Source organism: Vibrio sp. V23_P3S9T160 (assembly GCF_963886625.1).
Lineage (GTDB): Bacteria > Pseudomonadota > Gammaproteobacteria > Enterobacterales > Vibrionaceae > Vibrio > Vibrio anguillarum.
On record NZ_CAWPDB010000116.1, the window covers coordinates 1 to 21,519 of the forward strand.

The window sequence follows — 21,519 nt, forward strand, 5'->3', positions numbered from 1 at the left end:
TGTTCAATAGTGGGGCAACAGAATAGAAGCGGTATATTTCTCTTTTAACGTAAAATTAACAATTGTATCATTAGTGTGTTGTCAGGATTTTCAACTGCCTAATGGCGAAAATTTGGTTGATAATTATTTGGCTGCATTTAATTAGTGTCGCAGATGCCCTATTTTTGGTAGCATCAAGCGAATAGTTATCTAGATTATTCATGGAATGAAATGCAGTATTTTCCTCTGTTTTTGAATTTATTGGGCAAACCAGTGCTGGTTGTGGGTGGGGGCGAAGTCGCCTGTCGAAAAGTAGAAGCATTGATTCGAGCTGGGGCTCAAGTCACCGTCGTATCACCTAAGATTGAACGTTATCTTTTGGAACTGGTAGAGCAGAATCGTTGCCAATGGGTTCAAAACTTTTATTCATCAGAACTATTAACGAAAGAATACTGGCAGGTATGGGCCACAACGGATAATCCGTCGCTTAACCATCAAGTGCATAAAGATGCAAGAAAGACAGGTGTTTTGGTCAATGTTGTCGATGATCAACCATACTGTGATTTTATCACGCCATCGATGGTCAACCGTGGGCGAATTCAGATCGCAATATCCAGTGGTGGTGCATCACCAGTGTTGGTGAGAAATATCCGAGAAACATTGGAAGCGGTTCTTCCGCAAAATCTCTCGTTGCTTGCTGATTTCGCTGCCTCCAAGAGAAATTCAATTAAACAATCACTCAATTCTGTCAGTGCTAGAAGAAAGTTTTGGGAAGCCTTTTTAACTGATTCCAAAACAGAAAATGCAGTAAGCCGTGAAGAATTAGAGCGTTTATACCAACAAGCTCTCTTAGTGCCTATAGAAGAATCAGCACAATGTACATGGATAAGCTGTGGCGATGATGTTGAAATGCTGCCGATCAAAGCCCTACGTTACATGCAAAGGGCAGAGGTGGTTTTTTATGAACAACATTCTCCTTTTGAATTGATTGATCTTGTTCGCCGTGATGCTGAAAGGGAAAGTTTTAAGAATGCCGCGCAACTTGCAGAAAAGCTTGAGCAAGCAAAGTCTGATTGCAAAAGAATATGTGTTTTATTGCCTATAAACACAACAGAGTACGCTTTGCTTGTGGGGAAAGACTTAATGTTGTAAGACGTTGGGTATTTATTCACCCAAGTCAGAAGGAAGGAATCGATTCATTGTAAATGACAGTTATCAGTGATTGAAAAGCCACCTAATGAGGTGGCTTTGGTATTTTATTCGTGGTGCTGTTAGTCTCGGAAATTGTCATACTGGAATGGCTGGCCCATATCCGATTCACGCATTAGAGCGATCACTGATTGTAAATCATCTCTCTTTTTACCCGTTACTCTTACTTTTTCACCTTGAATGGATGCTTGGACTTTGAGCTTGGCATCCTTAATGGCTTTTACCACTTTCTTGGAGGTTAACGGGTCCAGTCCTTGTTTAAATTGGACATCTTTAAACCAGCGCTTGCCGGAATGTACGGAATCTTTCGCTTCCATCGCTTTGGCATCAACACCTCGTTTCGCGAGGTTGCCACGTAAAATATCCATCATTTGACCCAATTGAAAATCATCTTCTGCAGACAGTTTTACAACTTCATCTTTGAGTTCAAATCCAGCTTCTACATTACGAAAATCAAAACGAGTAGAAAGCTCTCGGTTTGCATTATCGACAGCATTACGAAGTTCAACAGTATCGACTTCTGAAACGATATCAAAAGAAGGCATGGTGTTTCCTTATCTATTGCTTAGTATTTACTTTAAGTTACGGCGGTCAGTGATCGCTTGTGCCAGCATATCCAGCATAGTTGCTGTGTCATCCCATCCTAAGCATGGATCGGTAATCGATTGACCATAGGTGAGGTTCTTTAAGTCATGCATTGGCTGATTACCTTCGATAATGAAGCTTTCAGCCATAATACCAGCAACGAAATCCTTACCTGTACGTATTTGTGTGCAGATGTCGGCCGTTACATCTATCTGTTTTCTATGCTGCTTTTGGCAATTCGCGTGGCTAAAATCTACGATGAGGCGCGGGGCTAAGCCGAATTCGATCAGTTGCTCGCAGGCTGCAGATACGGAGTCAGCGTCATAGTTTGTCCCTGTATCACCACCGCGTAAAATAACATGGCCAAAGGGGTTACCACTGGTACGATAAACGGTCATACGGCCATTTTTATCCGGTGAGTAAAAGTAATGCGATGCTTGGGCCGCTCGAATGGCATCAATAGCAATTTTGATGTTGCCATTCGTGCCATTTTTAAAACCGACAGGGCACGACAGTGCAGACGCCATTTCTCGGTGTATCTGAGATTCCGTAGTACGCGCACCAATAGCTCCCCACGTGATGAGATCTGCGATGTATTGCCCGGTGATCATGTCTAAAAATTCAGTCGCAGTAGCAAGGCCTAGCTTGTTGATATCTAATAATAATTTCCGTGCTTTATTGAGCCCTGTTTCCAGTGCATATGAACCATCCAGATTGGGATCTGTAATCAAACCTTTCCAGCCCACAACGGTGCGTGGTTTCTCGAAATAGGTACGCATGACGATAAACAGTTCATTTTTATATTGGTCTTGGATCGCACTCAAACGTTGAGCGTAATCCATTGCTGCTTCAGTGTCGTGTACTGAACACGGACCGACAATGACTAACAAGCGATCATCGTGACCAGCCAGAATATTTTCAATTTGACGGCGTGAGTTTGCGATGCGCTCTGCTACGTCGTCTGTGATCGGATGCGCATTTCCAAGCTCTGCCGGAGTCGGCATTGGGCCCAAGGCTTGAGTTCTTAATTCATCTGTTTTTAATGGCATGGTAAAGCCTGTACTCTTATTGCGAAGCGGTAAAGATAACGGAATTGGCAATAGGAATAAACTCCAAAACGGAAAACTTATTGCTTATCATCTGTAAGGTGAAATTTTATTCATAAATTCATCATAAATATTTACTTTTACTTGAATTAATACTCGGCTATGGGTATTTTCCTGAGCAAGATAATTAAAAATGTAGGGAGTAATGAATGAGTTTGGCACAACATGATACGATCCACCCTCAGTTGATCTTAGGTGATGCCCTTCCAGCGGCAATTGAATCAAGTGGAAATGCCCAGCATTTGTATGTATCGCTGTCCGACATTATTTTAGATTCGTTGTTTTATCATCCTTCGATTGAGCAACATTTTGCGAATCTAACTGAACTTGAGCAAGGCTCTTTGCAATCCATTCTTGATGACAAAGCGGTGGCGGAGCATTTTACGTCAACCATTGTTGATAGAGTCGTGGCAGCGGTTCAAAAAAATCACACTACGATTCGTGTCTGTTTGAGTGATGCAGATAGTTACACTTATAAGGCGTTGATCGGTGGAAGTGTTGAAACGGATGAAATTAACCCAGCGATGGGAGTGCGCGGCGTATCGCGTTTTTCTTCCAACCAGTATGCAAAAGCGTTTAGTTATGAATGCGCTGTGATCAAGGCATTGCGCAAGCAAGGATTGAACATCGAAATTGTGGTGCCATTTGTTCGAACATTAAGTGATGCGGCGACGATCATTGATCGTCTGGCAGAGCAGTCTTTACCTCGGAGTTTAGATGGTTTGAAAGTGCTTTATTCTTGCGATGTACCGTCAGCGGCATTGTTGGCAGAGCGTTTGATGCACTATTTTGATGGTGTGGTGATCAACATCGATAACTTAACACAATACACATTAGGCATTGATAAAGAGAATCCCGAACTTTCCCATTTGTTTAATCCAGAGAGTGAGGCGGTCATCACGCTGCTCGATTTAGCATCAAAAGCGGCACGTCATGCGAATAAGCCGATTTTGGTCGTCACCCAAGCACTCGCAAGTTATCCAAAGCTGCAGGAACACTTAGCTGAAAGTGTTCAGGCTGATGTTGTGGTAAAAATGTAATGATCTGATTTGGGCGCAGAATAGCTGCGCTCAACCCTAACTTTTTGTAACAACTCATTGACATTTTGCGGCGTATACCTTGAACTGGTCAGACAACTATATTGAAAAGGTCAAGCCTCATGCTCTCCCCATTAACAAAAGCGAATCTTTACTTAAATCTGTTTGGTTTTTTAAAAGTGCCATTGATTTGGTCCTGCAGGCCAAAGATTTTAGTGCTAAACGAACGCTCTGTAGAAATTCGAATTCCACTTAAACGTCGCAATAAAAATCATTTAAATAGTATGTATTTTGGTGTGTTAGCCGTTGGTGCAGACGTAGCGGGCGGTTTTATGGCAATGCATAAAGCACAACAGCGTGGCTCCAAAGTATCGTTGGCGTTTAAAGCGGTTAGTGCGGAGTTTTTAAAAAGGCCGGAGGCGGATGTTCATTTTCATTGCCATGATGGCCAGCTAATAGACAGTATGCTTGATGAAACTATCGCGACCGGAGAGCGGGTCAATCAGACAGTAAAGATCATTGCAACCTGTCCTTCATTGCATGGTGACGAGCCTATGGCGGAGTTTCATCTTACTTTATCGTTAAAGCGTATTGGTAAATAAGGCTGAATTAGAGACTACTCGCTTAATTCTATCGGTTCAATGTCGACAATCTTATTTCTATTTAAAACAATTTTCCAACGGTAGTAGCGGGGCTCTTCTTTATGGTTATCTTCTTTGATAATCAAGTTGAGCAAGTGCCGTTTTTCTACGGTTTCTTGACTCACTTGACCACCACTTAACTGATAAATGCGATTAGAGCCTTTGTCCATCAAACGGGTAATCGGGCGTAGATCAATGTGTAAAGTTTCGCGTGTTTCCTCATAGCCACTCATGAAGCGTGAGGTTGACATGGCCGTTTCTGAGCGATAGTGAAGTACCTGTTCCTCCCTTTGAACAATGCGTTTCTTTCGAATTGTTTTGATTCGGTCTGGTAATTTACTCAGGTTGGTATAATCAAGCCATTCAATTTTGTAACCCACAGATTTTCCGGTCGTTGGGTCTATGTAACGACGCTTCCATTTAGGTTTTCCTTTACGGATCCAGCGCCACAGCATATCGCGTAAGTCATCTTTAAAGATCTCGCGTAATGCATAAACAAACGACATAGCGATGATAAAAGAGGCGGTGATTTCCCCCCAATAGTCGCGAGCTGTAATGGCGATGACGGTGACAAACAGCATCACAAGCCCAGTCGCGATGCCTTTTACGGCACGCTTCATGTTATTACCTAAAGAGGTGACGTGTTCATTAAGCACAATGGGATGCTCGATTAAACGGCGTAGTAGGCGCATCTTGTTACTCAGCCGAGTGATGTCTTCCCCTGCCTTTGCCGAGTTGTAATTGTTAAGTTTACGATGTGCCTGTTCTTTTTCAACCAGTGTAATTAGACGCTCTTTGATGGTTTTATATTCACCATCGCGGTTCATGTGTGCGACTAGGGAAAGAAACTTTTGCTCAGTATACCAAGATAAATAGTTATCAATATTGGCATAATAGCGTTTTAAGCTCTCTTCATAAGGAATGCTGCGGCGCAATCTTTTCAAAATATCTAAAGAGAGTTCAATGACACTATCAACTTCATCTGATGTGACGGTGTCACTCGTCGTGTTGAGTTGCACTACAGCTTTATCTAAAGCGATAACATACTGATAAGCAAATAAACTCAAACTGACTCGATACTGAGTAGAAGAGAGATGGCCTCGTTGTGCAAGTCGGCTGTGCACTAAGGGCAGTAACGTTTTATCACTGTAATACGCACGCTCTTGGTGGATGAAGCTATAGTAAAAGTCAGATTCAGGAAGTATTTCGGGTGTTAGACCTAAATCACCGGGAATGAATAGGTAAATGTCTAGATCAAGTTCTTTGCTCTGAGACATGGCATGTGAAATTTTAAGCGTGATGGTATCTTGCTTATCGACATTAACCAAAGAAAGCTCCTGAAAAAATGCTTATTTTTCCCTTGAATGCAGGAAAGGATAACAGAGATCACGTATAATCTCTGCAAAATTGAGGTGAGACATAATAAATGATTAACGTTGGTCAAATAAACAGTTTAGAAGTCGTAAAGATTGCTGATTTCGGCGTATTTTTGGATGCTGAAGATTTTGGAACCACTTTACTGCCTAAACGATTTACCCCAGATGGGGTTGAATTGGGGCAGAAAATAGACGTATTTTTGTATTTCGATTCAGACAATCAACTTGCCGCGACGACTGAAAAACCGATTGCAAAAGTAGGCGAGTGGGGATTGATGAAAGTTCAGGGTGTGAATAGCACTGGTGTTTTTGTTGATTGGGGTCTGAAGGGTAAAGATTTATTGGTGCCTTACAGCGAACAGCGTGCTCGTTTTAAAGAAGGACAAACGATTTTAGTGTATGTCTACACCGATAAGGCTTCCGGCCGCATCGTAGGCACAACTAAATTCAACAAGTGGCTGGACAAAACCCCTGCAAACTATACGCAGAATCAGCAAGTTGATCTATTAATTGCAGAACACTCAGAACTCGGATACAAGGCCATCATCAATGGCGAGCACTGGGGGATGATTTTCCCATCAGATGTGTTTGGTAAGTTGTTTATTGGTAAGACCTTAAAAGGCTACATCAAAAATATCCGTGAAGATGGAAAAATTGACCTAGCTCTGCAAAAAATTGGCGTAGCAAAAATGGATGAGCTAAGCACTAAGATCATAGAGTTACTTGAGAAAAAGGGTGGTTTTCTTCCATTAAGTGATAAATCGACACCAGAAGCTATTTTTTCGATGTTCCGTACCAGTAAGGGAACCTTTAAGAAGAGTATTGGTGGTTTGTACAAGCAGGGAAAAATTACCATTGGGGAAGATGGAATTCATCTTGTATAGCTGAGGCGTCCACCTCCTGTTGCAATTTATTTTCCTTGACGATAAAAAAAGGCCCAAAACTTTTCCGTTTTTGGGCCTAGGGGAATGGCTCATTTGAGCCTACGCTAATCATTAAAATAGTCGTACTTATGCTTCCCCGTAAGTATAGTCGTTATCGCTAGAAGTGCGCGTGTTTTCTAGATTTTTGTCCTATTTTGGGGCGTGTTAAAACAAATTTTTATCTTTAACGAGTTCTCTTGGTAAACCATTTTTTATGCGGTTTCCTACCCATTTCCCTAGGCCAATCACATCGTTACCGAGTTTAACCAGCACTTCGCCAGAGCCAGTTTGTAGTGCTGGTCTGACATCTCTGCCCATGTACCAATCTCGCGCTTCTTCAATCGATAGTGTGATGCAGTTTGATTCGTTACCAGTCGCTAACGATGTAGCGACTTGATGTTGCCAGCGATAACCTTTTTTATGTGTTTCAGCGATTTTTATCCCCATGCGAGAGAAGCGGAATTTGCCGAGCATAGGTTCCAGTGCGTTTGGAAATAACCATACATCATTATCACGTAGCCAGACACTGGTATCATCGGGGATCACAACTTCAAACGTTTTCATGAGTTGATCCGCGATCTCTTGTGTGAGTTTAAGGTTGGCTTTCGCAAAAGGAAATTGACCTAAGCGTTTGTTGACTTCAGGGTGGGGTACAGAGCTAAGTTTACGGATTTTTGCAACAAAAAAACCTTCACAATCATAAGTTTGAGGGAATATATGCAAGAACCCTTCGTCTGTAATAGCTGCTTTTGCATCCTCAAACAATGAGCTAAGGGAAACAAATTCAACTGATTGTGGATATTTTTCTTTTAGATGCAAGCACACTTGTTGGTTCTCTTCTGTGCTCAATGTACAGGTTGAGTAGACCATCACACCGCCGGGCTTTAAAGCTTGAAACGCACTTTCAATCAAATCTTTTTGTGTTGTGGAAATCGACAATACAGATTCTTTGCTCCAGTTTTTCATCGCATCAGGATCTTTACGGATGGTACCTTCTCCTGAGCATGGCGCATCTATTAACACCGCATCAAATTGTTCCGGTAACCAACCGCCAAAGACTCGACCATCAAAATTGCTCAGTGCACTGTTACGTACACCGCAGCGTTCGATATTAGCATGCAGCACTTTAACACGGCTGGCTGAAAATTCGTTGGCGACTAATACGCCTTCATTTTCCATACACGCCGCAATTTGCGTTGTTTTTGAACCCGGAGCCGCCGCCATGTCGAGTACTGAATTGAACGATTCGCCGCCAGTGAAAAGAGCGGATACTGGCATCATAGAACTGGCTTCTTGAATGTAAAAAAGACCTGCCATATGTTCGGCGGTATTACCTAAAGGTACGACAGACTCATCGGCTTCAATCCAAAAACCCGTATTACACCAAGGCACTGGTGATAAAGCCCACCCTTTTTCTATGGCGCGTTGACAAAAGCTATCGACAGAGATTTTTAGCGTGTTGACTCGGATACTTTTACGCAAAGGACGCTGGCAAGCTGCAATAAAATCACTCATCGTTAAATGTGTGGGCAGTATCGCTTCAATTGTCGCAAGAAAAGGTTCAGGTAGGGTTATATTGGCGTGCAAAGCAGTATCTCGTCTGGGAGTTGAGGCCGGATTATATAAGAATCGTGATGAGATCAAAATAATAAAAAATGCAGCCGATCAGCTGCATTTTACAAGAATCAAGGTTAACCCTTTAAGGTTTTGGTATGGCTGTTCGCCATTGGCGCCATTCTGGTTTGGCTTCAGGGTATAAGTAAAATGCTTGGCCTTGTTTAGCGATAGGTTGTAGCTGTTTTTGCTCTGGAGTGGCAAATGTAATTCCGCCTTTCATGATGCTATCTAACGTGCCTGCTTTTATATTCGCACCAGATAAACCGATGGATACATCGACGCCAGAAGTGTTCCAAAATACGCTATTGCTACGAACCAGATAAGCGAACTCTTTTTGGATTTCAATGGTAAACATGACGCGGTCTGCAAAGTCTCCTAGAGCAACATGGGTTACTTTGCCCACTTCCATTTCACGGTAGAGAATAGGACTATCTTCAGTCACTGAGCCTCGCGTTTCACTTTGCAAGGTGAACTCAATGCCGAGCGCTTGTTGTGGCTGTTTTTCTAGTTCAAATTGGTACTGTGCATCGCCAAACCCGGGTTGAACCTCGATGCTGGAACTGAGTAAGTTTTGCAGGTTTTCAACACCATTGAAGCCAATTTTAGTTTTTGCTACCCAAAAGTGTGAACCATTTCTGGCAATGCCTAACGCATAACTAGGTTCGATTCTCGCTTGCAAAGTGACTCTATTTTGTTTGAAATCGGGTGTTAAAGATACAACCTCTCCCACAGTGATATTGTTATATTTGATAGCCGTTCCTAGCGTAATGCCAATGGATGCGTCGGCCGTCAAGATGATTTCTTGGCCTGCCTTACGGGCTTGATCGTAGCTGTCATAGAGCTTCCACAAATTCTGATCTTTGTTATCAATACCTTGCAACGAATCAAATGCAATGCCTCCTTGAATTAAAGTTTTTAAAGGAGCGGCTTTGACTTTTACGCCTGCAAGTGTTGCATTAATTTCGACGCCAGAACGGTTCCAAAAAACAGTTTGATTCGTAATCAGATGGCGATATTGATTCTCTATTTTGACCTCGATTTTCACACCTTCTTTAGTGAGCTTAAAGCCAAAAACACTGCCTACTTGAAGGTTACGGTATAGGAGCGGGCTGCCCGGATTGATCGGAGGAAGCTCGTCGGCAAAAAGAGTCAGTGTTTGTGAGCCGCTTTGGTTATATTTTGCAAGCTCAGCTAATGATTTGCTTTGATATAAAGGGTATTCATTGCTCGCTTTTTCAGCACCTTCGCTGATGAAACTTATTGAACCTGCGAGCAGCTGTTTGGCGGGAGGGATTGAAACATTAAGGCCTGATTCGGTGAGCTCCGCGGTGGCAGAGCCTGTAATGTAAAAACGATTCTGTGAGCGTATGAGTGATGAGTACTCTTCATCAATCAGCGTATTGAGCACAACACTGTCTTGCTGCAACTTTACGTCAATTACTGAACCTACCGCGATGCCTCGATACAAAATCTGACTGCCCACATCTAAGCCATATGAGCTTTCCGCTGTAAGTTTGATAGCAATCGATTTTGCTTGTGACTGATTAAATTCAAATTGGCGAATTGCAGTGAAACTTCTGGCCTTTTCGCCCTTGCCAGGAATGAGTGTCAAGTAATTCCCTTTGATCAAATTACCGATGTTCTCAACTCCAGAGAGTGAGACTTTGGCCTCTTCCAACACAAAACGGCTTCCCGAATTGAGCATATCGCTAAAAGCCGGTTGGATAGCGGCAGAGGCGATGATCTGTTGGTGACTTTTACTGAGCTGCAATTCCGTGATTTGACCGACTTCTATTCCTCGGTAAATGATGGGGGCACCAGTTTGGTTAATATTATGCTGATCGGGTAGGGTGATTTTCACAGGGATACCACGCCCTGCGGTTTTTAAATCGCGATAGAGACTAAATTGGGTATTTTGTTCAACAGGCTCCCCACCGTCCGGTGAATCGACGGCAATTGAACCACCGATTAATGCACTTAAACTTTCTAAGCGGACGTCAACACCTTCAAAGCCAATGCTTGCACCAACACCGCTGACATTCCAAAAACGGCTTTCATTGGTAATAATGTGGCGATACTCGTCTTTTATCGAGGCTTGAATGAGTACCGACTTTGCATCGTCATCGAGTTTGTAGTTAAACACTTCACCAATCGGAATTTTTTTATAGACGATTTGTGAGCCAACAGAAATACCCCCGAGATCGCGAGCCTTTAGAGAAATGATAAGCCCTTGATTAGGCAGTAGATCAGAAGGTGCACCATCTAAAGCACTAAACACTTTATCGTGTTCAGCTGAACTATTTTCGTTACCCGGTTGAATCGCAATATAGTTTCCTGAAACCAATGCATCTAAACCTGAAACGCCAGATAAACTGGCCGTTGGCTTCACTAACCAAAATCGGGTATTGTCATTGAGTAACTGAGTAGCTTCTGGATAAATATCGGCTTCCACATAGATGTTTTCTAATCCTTCGGACAGTTTAATCTCTCTTACCATGCCAACTTCGAGCCCTTGGTAGCGAATTGTTGTTCGCCCTGCGACTAAGCCTTGTGCGTCCGAAAAATAGATCTGGATTCGTTCGCCAGCATCGTGAATGGCTTTAACGACTAACCAACCTGCGAGCGCCATGGTGAGTATGGGCAGTATCCACAAAGGTGAGATGCCCCTGTTTCGCTTAACATCGGGAGTGTATGAGGGCTGGCTTGAAATTTGTTTACTCATGTGAAAGCTCGTTTTGGTCTGCGATTTCTGGGTAATTATCCCAGATGAGTCTTGGGTCCATACTTTCCGTGGCGAGCATGGTGAGTACAACCACCAAGCCAAAGGCAACGGCTCCATAACCGGGAGTGAAGTCGAGAATTTGACCGCGATCAACCAGTGTCAACATAATTGAGATGACAAACAGATCCATTACCGACCATTTGCCGATCCATTTAATCGCGAAGTAAATGTTCATTCTCTGACGGTGGTAAACCGTTCGCTTAAATTTAATCGCCAGTAATAGATAGGTCAGGCCGAATATTTTCACAATAGGCACGATTATACTGGCCACAAAAATGATGATTGCAATTCCGACCATACCACTATTAATCAGTGACGCAACACCAGAGAAGATGGTGTCTTCTAATCGCTGTCCGTTGGTAATTAAAATCGATATTGGAATCAGGTTCGCGGGGAAAATAGCGACACTTGCTGCAATTAAATAGGCCCAGGTTCGTTGTATCGAGTTGGGTTTCCGGTGATATAATTTTTGCGCGCAACGCACGCAGTGCGTATTTTCGGGTTGTGAAAGATGGCAATGGTGGCAATGCACCTCTTTACGCTCGAAGGCATATTGATTCTCTGGCTGCCACGCTTGCCAATAGCGCCTTACGCTAACTCGAGTCGCTAACAATACGGTTGCCAGTTGCAGTAAGACTAAACCATACAACCCCACACCGATAAAAAGGTCGGAATAATCTTGAAGTTTAAAACAAGATACCGCCACGCTGACTAAAAAAACATCGAGCATTACCCACGTTTTTAATCGCTGAATAATGATCAGTGAGCCACGCAGTAGATGAAACCATCGATAACGCAAGGCGAGATGAGCGGTCACTACGGAACCACACACTAAAAGTGGCGCAATAGAGCTGCAAAATAGCACCAATAAAGCGAGCGCTCCAAAGCCCTCTTCAGCCAGCGCAAAAACACCGGATGGCAAGGTGGCGGGGATCATCACCCCAACCAAGCGAATACTGATGAATTCAAAAAAATGAGAGGGGATAAACAGTAACAAGCAAGTGATGGCGACGGCTAAATCCCCAGATAAAGAGGGAGACCCACCGCGGTACAGTTGGGTACCGCAGCGTGGACAATAGGCACTTTTCCCATGCTCAACCTCGACGAGATCAACGGCCAATTCACAGCCGTGACACAACCTCACGTCGTTAGGTGATTGTGGATGTTGAATAAGCGCTGAATGTTGAGACAAACAATCATCCTAATTTATTGTTACCCAATTACTAAACGTACGATTGGAGATTTCCATAAAGGGTCTGATATAACCCATCTTGCTCGACTAATTCTCGATGCGTACCCATTTGGCTAACTTGACCATCTTCCAGCACGTAAATTATATCGGCTTGTTTCACTGCCGAAAGGCGGTGCGCAACAATTAAAGTAGTTCGACCTTTCAAAAATCCAGTCAGAGCATTGTGCAATGCCGCTTCAGTTACCGTATCTAACGCGGATGTTGCTTCATCCAAAATAACAAATTTAGGATTGCTCAGTACCATCCGAGCGATGGCTAAACGTTGACGTTGTCCGCCCGACAAGCGAATACCATTTCGGCCAACTAGCGTTTCTAAACCGTCACTGAGATTCGCAGTCACATCATCCAGTTGTGCAATATGCAGCGCTTGCCATAATTCCTCTTCTGCATATTGACCGCCGAGGGTCAAATTATGCCTTAAGGTGTCGTTGAATAGTATAGGTTGTTGTAATACCACGGCAATGTTATCGCGAATAATATCAAAACTTATCTCGTCAGTGGTCGCACCATTAAAACGGATCTGCCCGGAATTGGGCTGATACACACCAATTAACAGTTGGATCAACGTGGATTTCCCACCACCACTTGCGCCAACCAACGCAACTTTTTTACCCGCCGGAATCGTGAGCGAGAGATCGTTGAGCACACTCTTTTCACTATCGTAGGCAAAATTAACGTGAGAAACCTCAACATCGACCTGGCGGTTATCTGTGAATGGGTTAATTTTGCAAATAGGGCGAGGCTCTTCCTCCAGTGCAAGCAGATCATTAATGCGATGGAAGGCCGCCTTTGCACTGTACCAAGAAAATTGAATACTCAGCAGCTCTTGCACTGGGCCTAACATAAACCACAAATAACCGAAAACGGCGAAAATTTGCCCTATGGTCAAGTCGCTAAAGACCACCATCAGCATCGCGACCGCTCTAAATAGCTCAAAACCAAGTAAAAACAGGAGAAATGAGACGCGCCCTGCAGCCTCTGATTGCCATGCATATTTGTCTGCATTCTGTCGGACTTGGTTGGCTTGCTGTTTGAGTTCATTGAGAAACTCTCGCTCTTTATTAGCGGCACGCAATTGATAAATGCCATCTAATGTTTCGACTAGCCGATTTTGAAAGCGTTCATACGCTTGGTTTTCTCGCTTTTTCAGATGTTTGACTTTGCTTCCGAGTTTACGTGAAAAGTAAATCACAATCGGGTTGACCAATAAAATAAACAGCCCTAAACGCCACTCAAGCCAGAGTAGAACACCTGCTGTGCCTAACACGGTCAGTAGGCTGATGATAAATTTACTGAGTGTGCTACCTATGAATTGATCAATGGTTTCGATGTCGGTGATTAAGTGAGCATTAATACCACCACTGCCTTTGGTTTCGTACTGCCTGATGCTTATCCGTCCTAATTTATCAATCATTTTGCAGCGCATTTGGTAAGTGATGGTTTTGGACACCAAAGTAAATTGACGGCTTTGAAGTATGTTGAGCGCTTGGCTGACGCTACGCATCAAGACTACTAGCAATAACGTGAGCGCAATATAGCCTGTTGGGTTTTGCATCGATGTCGGTAGAATAGTGTTCATCATCGCCAAACCAGAAGCGGGTTTATTCAGCAGAACTTCGTCGACCATTAATGGCATTAATAGTGGAATAGGGACACTAACCAGCGTTGCAATAACCGCGATCGCATTGGCAAATAGAAGTGTAGGTCGATGTTTTTTTACTTGTTTTATTACCCAAGAGCGGCTAATAGTATCATTGGAATTAGTCATTATGATGAGAATGCATCCTATTTATCGTGTGAGAAATTGTACGCTGTTCAAAAATAGATGTCTTCCGTTTTCAAAAGGTCGTTGAGTTTATATGAACATAGAAGAATACCGCCGTCTTACCAAGCAGGCGGTGGCACTGGTTGAATCTGAAACGGATTTAATCGCTAATCTTGCCAATTTGAGCGCCTTATTTAACATGGAGCTTGAAGATCTTAACTGGGTGGGTTTTTACCTAATAAAAGAAGAGCAACTGGTTCTCGGTCCCTTTCAAGGAAAACCAGCTTGTGTACGCATTCCCTTAGGAAAAGGTGTGTGTGGTACTGCGGCGGCGACTAACCGTATACAACGTGTTTATGATGTCCATGAGTTTGCTGGTCACATTGCTTGCGATGCTGCGAGCAATTCTGAGTTGGTGGTGCCATTTTCTATCAATGGCCAAGTGGTGGGAGTATTGGATATTGATAGCCCAACAATTGGCCGTTTTTCTGAAATTGATGAGAAAGGGATGGCAGAATTAATGATTGAGATAGAAAAGCTGCTCAATTCACACGCTAACAAGGCATAAATTGGTCATTGCCTGTGGTTTTTCGCATTTAGGTCACTATAATACCGAACATATTTATCTTAATGCCTCGCGGAAAGACCGCATAAACCAGGAATCCTCATGGAAAACACTGAAAAGTTAAAAAACAGCAAAGAAGTTATTGCGTACATTGCTGAATGTTTCCCTAAGTGCTTTACTTTAGAAGGTGAAGCAAAGCCTTTGAAAATTGGTATTTTTCAAGATCTTGCTGAACGCCTAAACGAAGACTCAAAAGTAAGTAAAACACAGCTGCGTGCTGCGTTAAGACAATACACGTCGTCATGGCGTTATCTACATGGTGTTAAACTAGGTGCAACTCGTGTTGACCTTGATGGCAACCCATGTGGAGAGTTAGAAGAAGAACATGTAGAGCACGCACAAGCCGCATTGGCAGAAAGTAAAGCTCGAGTACAGGCTCGTCGTAAAGAGCAAGGACAAAAAGCACGCGAAGAGGCAAAAGCGAAGCAACCAAAAGCGAAAAAGCCTCAAGCACAAGCTCGTCGTCCTCAAGCGAAAGCGCCAAAATCTGAAAAACCTGTCGAGACGCGCGCTTTAAATGCTGATGAAATGATCACTGGCAAACAAGTGAACGTAAACATGGGTAAAGGAAACATGGCTGCGACCATTGTTGAAGTTAATAAGGAAGATGTGCGCGTTCAACTTGTCAACGGCCTACAAATGGTTGTGAAAGCGGAGCACTTGCGCGCATAAAGGAGAAATTCCTACGCATGAAATGCCGTTCAAAATTAACGTTGATCGCTGCTGGCCTATGGCTAGCAGCGTCATCCGTTCAGGCCTTAGAAGCCACTCTTAGCAAAGAAGATTTACCTCTTCTTGCCCCAGAAATGCAGCATGAAACGGCGAGTAAGCGTGTGACTTCCCGTTTTACTCGTTCTCATTACAAACACTTCAACTTGAATGACGATTTCTCGCAAGCTATCTTCAATCGTTATCTCGAATTGCTCGACTACAACCGCAATATCTTTACTCAGAGCGATATTGATTCCTTTCATGCGTGGTCGACACAACTTGATGATCAACTCAAGGCTGGCAATAACCAAATTGCATTTGATGTTTATAACTTATCAATGCAAAAGCGCTTTGAGCGTTTTCAATATGCGCTTTCTCTGCTCGACAAAGAAATTACATTTGAAGCCGATGAATCGATGGAACTTGATCGCTCAAAAGCAGCTTGGCCGAAAGATAAAACCGAGCTCGATAAGTTATGGCAGCAGCGTGTCAAATATGATGCACTGAACTTAAAGCTTACGGGTAAAGAGTGGCCGGAAATTAAAGAAACGCTAGGCAAGCGTTATAATAACGCGATCAAACGTCTGTCTCAGACCCACAGCGAAGATGTATTTCAGCTTTATATGAATGCTTTTGCGCGTGAAGTTGATCCGCATACTAGTTATCTCTCTCCACGTAATGCCGAGCAGTTCCAATCAGAAATGAATCTTTCATTGGAAGGGATTGGTGCTGTACTGCAAATGACCGACGACTACACCATCATTCGTTCGTTAGTTGCGGGTGGTCCTGCCTCAAATAGCAAGCAGTTGGGTGAAGGCGATCGTATCATTGGTGTGGGCCAAGATGGCAAAGAGATGGTTGATGTTATCGGCTGGCGTCTAGATGATGTCGTACAACTGATCAAAGGCCCGAAAGGCACTAAGGTGAAGTTGCAAGTTTTGCCGGAAGGTAAAGACGCTAAAAGTCACGTTGTCACTATTGTTCGAGACAAAATTCGTTTAGAAGATCGAGCGGTTAAATCAAAAATCATCGAGAAAAATGGCAAGAAAATAGGCGTGCTTGAAGTCCCTAGCTTCTATGTCGGTTTAGCGCAAGACACGGACAAATTGCTGACTGAACTGAAGCAGAAAAAAGTGGATGGCGTGATCGTCGATTTACGTAATAACGGTGGGGGTGCATTAACGGAAGCGACGGCATTATCCGGCTTATTTATTGAAAGCGGCCCGGTTGTGCAAGTTCGCGATAGCTATGGACGAGTAAACGTTAATAGTGACACGGATGGAAAAATCAGTTATCAGGGTCCTATGACGGTATTGGTGAATCGCTACAGCGCATCAGCCTCAGAAATTTTTGCAGCGGCAATGCAAGATTATGGACGAGCGATCATTGTTGGCGAAAACTCATTCGGTAAGGGAACGGTTCAACAGCATCGCTCGTTGAATCATATCTACGACTTGTTTGATAAAGAATTAGGCTACGTTCAATATACGATTCAGAAATTTTATCGTATTGATGGTGGCAGTACGCAGAATAAAGGTGTTGTGCCTGATATTGCGTTACCCACTGCGATTGAAGCAAAAGATACCGGTGAGAGCGTTGAACCTAATGCACTTCCTTGGGATCAAATTGAGCGAGCTAAATACGACAAGTTACAAGCTAATGAAAAACTGATTCCTAAGCTATCTGCGCAGCATCAAGCTCGTATTGCCAATGATATGGAGTTCGGCTTCATTAACGAGGATATTGCAAAGTATAAAGCGGAGAAAGATGACAACACCATTTCTCTCAATGAATCTGTGCGTAAGCAAGAAAGTGACAAGGCAGATGAATTGCGTTTGGCGCGGATTAACATGCGACAAGCCGCCAATGGTTTGAAGCCCTATAAAACCTTGCAAGATGTGCCTAAAGATTATGAAGCTCCAGATGTTTATTTAGAAGAAGCAGTGGCGATCACTGTTGATATGCTAAATTAGCAACCAGTATCAATGAAAAGCGAGCCTTAGTGCTCGCTTTTTTGATCTTATTTAAACCAAATAAATAACGTGATACAGATCAAACATTTCGCTTTATCGTACAACCGGTTCTAAGCTTAAGAAAAAAGCGAGGAGCGTGTTATGAAATGGATAAGCATCATTTTTACCTGCATTGTTCTTATCAGCACCAGTGCGGCACAAAGTCAAAGTAGTGGTACGCAGACTCATCAAGACTTAACTCAGTTTGATCTCCCTTTTTTACTTGGTGATTGGTACCTACTTAACCCCAATCCTGACACTTCTTCCGATGATTTTCGTTCTATTAAACTGACCTTGGAATCGAATTATCGTTTCAAGATCGATATTCAAAAGAAAAATTATAATGTGGATCACTGGGAAGGTGAATTTGACGCCAGCGATAACAGCTTGATTTTGGGGCTTAACTCATCGCAACCTCAAGTTTATCAATACCAAGTGAACCACAACATGCTCAACTTAAACGGCATTATCTTCACTAAAGCTTTACCAAATGCGTTGGCAGGGGTGTGGTCTAGCAAACGGATATTTGGTGAAGATGCGATAGCAACCGACATTAACCAACTTGATCTCGTTTTACAGCCGGATTTTGTATTTATGTTCAGAGTAAGTGGTGCTAATGGTAACGAATCGATCCATAAAGGGGTGTACTACACAGAAGGTGATCATTTGGTGCTCCTTTATGAAGACGGAGAACATGATACTCGCTATACGCTTGTTAGTGATATGTTAACTTTAGAAGTGGAGAATGGTTCCATGTCGGTTGTTTTAGCGCGAGTAAATCCGTAGTCTTGCAATCTTCTATCATAAGAAAGGCAATGAGTGAAACCTGTTGATATATGGGTAAATTGTCAGCGAAATAACGAGGTATTTGTCTTAAATGCCTCGTTTTTCGGTTTGAGGGGTTGTTATTAATGATAACAAGCCTTAGATCTATAGTCATCTTACTGAATGTTTATCAAAAACGTCACATTTCACTCCGTCAACAAGGATTCCGACATGGCTCATACACCCCAAGCCAAGTATCGCAAAGATTATCAATCTCCATCACATACCATTACGGATCTCGAATTAACATTCGATCTCTTTGATACCAACACCACAGTGACTGCCGTTTCTCACGTTAAGCAGCAAAAAGAGAATAACCAATTGGTGCTGGATGGTGAAAACCTTGAGCTGAAATCGCTCAAAGTGAATGGCACCGAATGGCAAGATTTTCAGCTGCTTGAAAGCGGGCTCTCGATCTCATCATTACCTCAAGAGTTTGAATTGGAGATCGTGACACTGATTAACCCTGAAGCGAATACCGCACTAGAAGGGTTATACAAATCGGGTGGTGCGTTCTGTACGCAGTGTGAAGCGGAAGGTTTCCGTCGCATCACTTACTTCCTCGATCGTCCAGACGTTCTTGCAAAATACACAACGACCGTGATTGCTGACAAAAAAGATTACCCATTTTTATTAAGTAACGGTAACCGTATCGAACATGGCGATCTCGCAGAAGGGCGTCATTGGGTGAAGTGGCAAGATCCACATCCAAAACCTGCTTACTTATTTGCTCTCGTTGCGGGTGATTTTGACGTATTACGTGATCAATATAAAATCAAGTCCGGTCGCGATGTTGCCCTCGAGATTTTTGTTGATAAAGGTAACCTCGACCGCGCTTCTCATGCGATGACATCACTTATCAACGCAATGAAGTGGGACGAAGAGCGCTTCGGCTTAGAGTATGATCTCGACATTTACATGATCGTTGCCGTTGACTTTTTCAACATGGGTGCGATGGAGAATAAAGGGCTCAACATTTTTAACTCTAAGTTTGTGTTAGCCAATGAAAAAACCGCTACCGATACTGATTATTTAGGTATTGAAGCGGTGATTGGCCACGAATATTTCCATAACTGGACTGGTAACCGCGTCACTTGTCGTGATTGGTTCCAATTAAGCTTAAAAGAAGGCCTAACGGTATTCCGTGACCAAGAGTTTTCATCTGATTTAGGGTCGAGAGCCGTGAATCGCATTAGTAATGTGCGCATTATTCGTGGGCCACAATTTGCTGAAGATGCCAGCCCAATGTCACACCCAATTCGTCCCGATAAAGTGATAGAAATGAATAACTTCTATACATTAACTGTCTATGAAAAGGGCAGTGAAGTGATTCGTATGATGCATACGTTATTAGGTGAAACGAATTTCCAAAAAGGAATGAAGCTCTATTTTGAGCGTCATGACGGCACTGCCGCTACCTGCGAAGATTTTGTGGCAGCGATGGAAGATGCTTCAGGCGTCGATCTTACCCAATTCCGTTTATGGTATAGCCAATCTGGTACACCGATTGTTTCAGTGAGCACTGAATATGACGCACAACAGAAAACCTATGCCTTAACCGTAGAGCAAACAACCGAACCAACGCACGAGCAAAAAGAGAAAGCAGCGCTGCATATTCCTTTTGATGTTGAGTTATACACCGCTCATGGTGATGTAATTGAGTTACAATGTAACGGAAAGCGAATCTCTAATGTACTGAACGTAACACAGGCCAAGCAGACCTTCGTGTTTGAAAATGTGCCAGAGAAACCGATCCCTTCCTTGTTGCGCGAATTTTCAGCACCAGTGAAACTGGAGTATGACTACAGTGATGATGAGCTTATCTTCTTGATGGTCAATGCTCGTAACGAATTTGCTCGCTGGGATGCAGGCCAAATGTTGTTAGCCAAATATATCCGTAGCAATGTGTTTGGAGTGCAGTCGGGGAAGGCGGCGGATTTGCCAGAATCGGTAGTTGATGCATTCCGTGGTGTGTTACTGAGTGAGGTTCTAGAGCCTGCTTTTATTGCGGAAATGCTCTCATTACCTAGCCATAATGAGGTTTCAGGTTGGTATAAACGTGTGGATGTTGATGCCATAGCGACCGTACTTAAAGCGATGAAAGTACAGCTTGCTAACGCATTGCAAGATGAGCTCAATGCGGTTTACCACAGTTTAAAACAGACAGCATACAGCATTGAACACAGTGCAATTGGTGAACGAGCATTACGCAATACTTGCCTTGCTTATTTAGCTTATACCGACCAAGGCAATGATTTGGTGCTGGCTCAGTATCACAGCGCCAACAACATGACTGACACCATCGCCGCTATGAGCGCTGCGAATAGTGCACAGCTTATGTGTCGTCAAGCACTGATGGATGATTACAGCAATAAATGGAAACACGATGGATTGGTGATGGATAAATGGTTTGCACTGCAAGGGACTAACCCCGCGCCAAGTGTTTTGGATACCATTCAACAAACCATGAAACATGAAGCATTTAGCTTAAAAAATCCAAATCGTACGCGCAGTTTAATTGGTTCATTCCTCAGCGCAAACCCAGTTAATTTCCATGCAAAATCGGGTGAGGGATACCGTTTTGCAGGGCAGATACTGCGTGAACTCAATGATAGTAACCCCCAAGTCGCGTCGCGTTTAATTGATCCTTTACTTAAATTCAGGCTCTACGATGAAACTCGTCAAGCAATGATGAAATCGGAGTTGGAGACTTTGAAGTCAATGGATAATTTAGCTCGGGATCTCTTTGAAAAAGTAACAAAAGCGCTCGAATCTTAAGGATCTTAACTCTACTAAGAGCGAGGTGATAGATACGTCTCCTCGCTCTATTTTGGTTAACGGCTATGAAGCAATACTATTTTACTCTCAATATTTCTTATCAAACTTACTTAGCGCACTATTCTGGTGTAGCAAGCTCTGTACAAGTCTACACAGATCAAGGTTTACGCCTTCAGCTACCCGCATCTCGATTTCGTCCATTTCTTAGCCAAATTGGAGTAAAAGGTCGATTTCGGCTGACAACTGACCAAAATAACAAGTTTGTAAAGTTAGAAACTCTGTGAGCTGCTGATTTT

17 protein-coding genes are annotated in these 21,519 nt (G+C 43.1%); 10 read left to right on the plus strand and 7 right to left on the minus strand.

What is annotated here, in order from left to right:
• Window positions 1-210 precede the first annotated feature (210 nt).
• The gene (locus tag AACU59_RS08055) at window positions 211-1,131 is read left to right on the plus strand and encodes a precorrin-2 dehydrogenase/sirohydrochlorin ferrochelatase family protein (RefSeq protein WP_094144734.1); all 921 of its coding nucleotides are present in this window, start codon (window positions 211-213) and stop codon (window positions 1,129-1,131) included.
• A 119-nt stretch (window positions 1,132-1,250) separates the two neighbouring features.
• Here the strand turns inward: AACU59_RS08055 and AACU59_RS08060 are convergent, their stop codons facing one another.
• On the minus strand, window positions 1,251-1,733 hold the full coding sequence (locus AACU59_RS08060; RefSeq protein WP_010319065.1) for a YajQ family cyclic di-GMP-binding protein: 483 nt from the start codon (window positions 1,731-1,733) through the stop codon (window positions 1,251-1,253).
• Window positions 1,734-1,760: 27 nt separating this feature from the next.
• On the minus strand, window positions 1,761-2,822 hold the full coding sequence (locus AACU59_RS08065; protein ID WP_094144733.1) for a 3-deoxy-7-phosphoheptulonate synthase: 1,062 nt from the start codon (window positions 2,820-2,822) through the stop codon (window positions 1,761-1,763).
• A 206-nt stretch (window positions 2,823-3,028) separates the two neighbouring features.
• Here AACU59_RS08065 and AACU59_RS08070 point away from each other — a divergent pair, with 206 nt between their 5' ends.
• Together AACU59_RS08070 and AACU59_RS08075 are read left to right on the plus strand one after the other, a co-directional pair.
• Entirely contained in the window at window positions 3,029-3,919 is an 891-nt protein-coding gene (locus AACU59_RS08070) for a putative PEP-binding protein (protein ID WP_010319067.1), read from the plus strand.
• Between the two features lie 119 nt (window positions 3,920-4,038).
• Window positions 4,039-4,518, plus strand: coding sequence for a PaaI family thioesterase (locus tag AACU59_RS08075; protein ID WP_017047658.1), 480 nt, complete (start codon window positions 4,039-4,041; stop codon window positions 4,516-4,518).
• Window positions 4,519-4,532: 14 nt separating this feature from the next.
• Here AACU59_RS08075 and AACU59_RS08080 read toward each other — a convergent pair whose 3' ends face one another.
• A complete protein-coding gene (locus tag AACU59_RS08080) occupies window positions 4,533-5,885 on the minus strand; it encodes a hypothetical protein (protein ID WP_094144732.1) in 1,353 nt (450 codons plus the stop codon).
• Window positions 5,886-5,983: 98 nt separating this feature from the next.
• Here AACU59_RS08080 and AACU59_RS08085 point away from each other — a divergent pair, with 98 nt between their 5' ends.
• Window positions 5,984-6,817 (plus strand): CvfB family protein, encoded by an 834-nt coding sequence (locus AACU59_RS08085; RefSeq protein WP_094144731.1) that lies wholly within the window; start codon window positions 5,984-5,986, stop codon window positions 6,815-6,817.
• A 204-nt stretch (window positions 6,818-7,021) separates the two neighbouring features.
• Here AACU59_RS08085 and rsmF read toward each other — a convergent pair whose 3' ends face one another.
• From rsmF to AACU59_RS08105, 4 genes are all read right to left on the minus strand, one after another.
• On the minus strand, window positions 7,022-8,443 hold the full coding sequence (gene rsmF, locus AACU59_RS08090; RefSeq protein ID WP_202598762.1) for a 16S rRNA (cytosine(1407)-C(5))-methyltransferase RsmF: 1,422 nt from the start codon (window positions 8,441-8,443) through the stop codon (window positions 7,022-7,024).
• A gap of 112 nt (window positions 8,444-8,555) precedes the next feature.
• Window positions 8,556-11,195: an MlaD family protein gene (locus AACU59_RS08095; protein ID WP_094144729.1), complete on the minus strand. Its 2,640-nt coding sequence runs from the start codon at window positions 11,193-11,195 to the stop codon at window positions 8,556-8,558.
• Window positions 11,188-12,447: a paraquat-inducible protein A gene (locus tag AACU59_RS08100; protein WP_094144728.1), complete on the minus strand. Its 1,260-nt coding sequence runs from the start codon at window positions 12,445-12,447 to the stop codon at window positions 11,188-11,190. Before AACU59_RS08100 ends, AACU59_RS08095 begins: the two co-directional genes overlap by 8 nt.
• Window positions 12,448-12,478: 31 nt before the next feature.
• Entirely contained in the window at window positions 12,479-14,275 is a 1,797-nt protein-coding gene (locus AACU59_RS08105; RefSeq protein WP_094144727.1) for an ABC transporter ATP-binding protein, read from the minus strand.
• A 91-nt stretch (window positions 14,276-14,366) separates the two neighbouring features.
• On the opposite strand from AACU59_RS08105, the gene AACU59_RS08110 reads away from it, so the two are divergent.
• From AACU59_RS08110 to AACU59_RS08135, 6 genes are all read left to right on the plus strand, one after another.
• The gene (locus tag AACU59_RS08110) at window positions 14,367-14,840 is read left to right on the plus strand and encodes a GAF domain-containing protein (RefSeq protein WP_017041971.1); all 474 of its coding nucleotides are present in this window, start codon (window positions 14,367-14,369) and stop codon (window positions 14,838-14,840) included.
• Window positions 14,841-14,939: 99 nt separating this feature from the next.
• Window positions 14,940-15,569, plus strand: coding sequence for an RNA chaperone ProQ (gene proQ / locus AACU59_RS08115; RefSeq protein WP_017047653.1), 630 nt, complete (start codon window positions 14,940-14,942; stop codon window positions 15,567-15,569).
• Between the two features lie 17 nt (window positions 15,570-15,586).
• The gene (gene prc / locus AACU59_RS08120; RefSeq protein WP_094144726.1) at window positions 15,587-17,581 is read left to right on the plus strand and encodes a carboxy terminal-processing peptidase; all 1,995 of its coding nucleotides are present in this window, start codon (window positions 15,587-15,589) and stop codon (window positions 17,579-17,581) included.
• A 141-nt stretch (window positions 17,582-17,722) separates the two neighbouring features.
• Window positions 17,723-18,406: a hypothetical protein gene (locus AACU59_RS08125; RefSeq protein ID WP_094143213.1), complete on the plus strand. Its 684-nt coding sequence runs from the start codon at window positions 17,723-17,725 to the stop codon at window positions 18,404-18,406.
• Window positions 18,407-18,616: 210 nt separating this feature from the next.
• The gene (gene pepN, locus AACU59_RS08130; RefSeq protein ID WP_094145237.1) at window positions 18,617-21,223 is read left to right on the plus strand and encodes an aminopeptidase N; all 2,607 of its coding nucleotides are present in this window, start codon (window positions 18,617-18,619) and stop codon (window positions 21,221-21,223) included.
• A gap of 65 nt (window positions 21,224-21,288) precedes the next feature.
• A complete protein-coding gene (locus AACU59_RS08135) occupies window positions 21,289-21,507 on the plus strand; it encodes a DUF2835 domain-containing protein (protein ID WP_013856912.1) in 219 nt (72 codons plus the stop codon).
• The last annotated feature ends 12 nt before the right edge of the window (window positions 21,508-21,519 follow it).

What these genes read in the sequence shown, in the direction of transcription:
- AACU59_RS08055 (WP_094144734.1), top strand. Translation starts at nt 211, where the DNA reads ATGCAGTATTTTCCTCTGTTTTTGAATTTATTGGGCAAACCAGTGCTG.
- AACU59_RS08060 (WP_010319065.1), bottom strand. Translation starts at nt 1,733, where the DNA reads ATGCCTTCTTTTGATATCGTTTCAGAAGTCGATACTGTTGAACTTCGT.
- AACU59_RS08065 (WP_094144733.1), bottom strand. Translation starts at nt 2,822, where the DNA reads ATGCCATTAAAAACAGATGAATTAAGAACTCAAGCCTTGGGCCCAATG.
- AACU59_RS08070 (WP_010319067.1), top strand. Translation starts at nt 3,029, where the DNA reads ATGAGTTTGGCACAACATGATACGATCCACCCTCAGTTGATCTTAGGT.
- AACU59_RS08075 (WP_017047658.1), top strand. Translation starts at nt 4,039, where the DNA reads ATGCTCTCCCCATTAACAAAAGCGAATCTTTACTTAAATCTGTTTGGT.
- AACU59_RS08085 (WP_094144731.1), top strand. Translation starts at nt 5,984, where the DNA reads ATGATTAACGTTGGTCAAATAAACAGTTTAGAAGTCGTAAAGATTGCT.
- AACU59_RS08095 (WP_094144729.1), bottom strand. Translation starts at nt 11,195, where the DNA reads ATGAGTAAACAAATTTCAAGCCAGCCCTCATACACTCCCGATGTTAAG.
- AACU59_RS08105 (WP_094144727.1), bottom strand. Translation starts at nt 14,275, where the DNA reads ATGACTAATTCCAATGATACTATTAGCCGCTCTTGGGTAATAAAACAA.
- AACU59_RS08110 (WP_017041971.1), top strand. Translation starts at nt 14,367, where the DNA reads ATGAACATAGAAGAATACCGCCGTCTTACCAAGCAGGCGGTGGCACTG.
- proQ (WP_017047653.1), top strand. Translation starts at nt 14,940, where the DNA reads ATGGAAAACACTGAAAAGTTAAAAAACAGCAAAGAAGTTATTGCGTAC.
- prc (WP_094144726.1), top strand. Translation starts at nt 15,587, where the DNA reads ATGAAATGCCGTTCAAAATTAACGTTGATCGCTGCTGGCCTATGGCTA.
- AACU59_RS08125 (WP_094143213.1), top strand. Translation starts at nt 17,723, where the DNA reads ATGAAATGGATAAGCATCATTTTTACCTGCATTGTTCTTATCAGCACC.
- pepN (WP_094145237.1), top strand. Translation starts at nt 18,617, where the DNA reads ATGGCTCATACACCCCAAGCCAAGTATCGCAAAGATTATCAATCTCCA.
- AACU59_RS08135 (WP_013856912.1), top strand. Translation starts at nt 21,289, where the DNA reads ATGAAGCAATACTATTTTACTCTCAATATTTCTTATCAAACTTACTTA.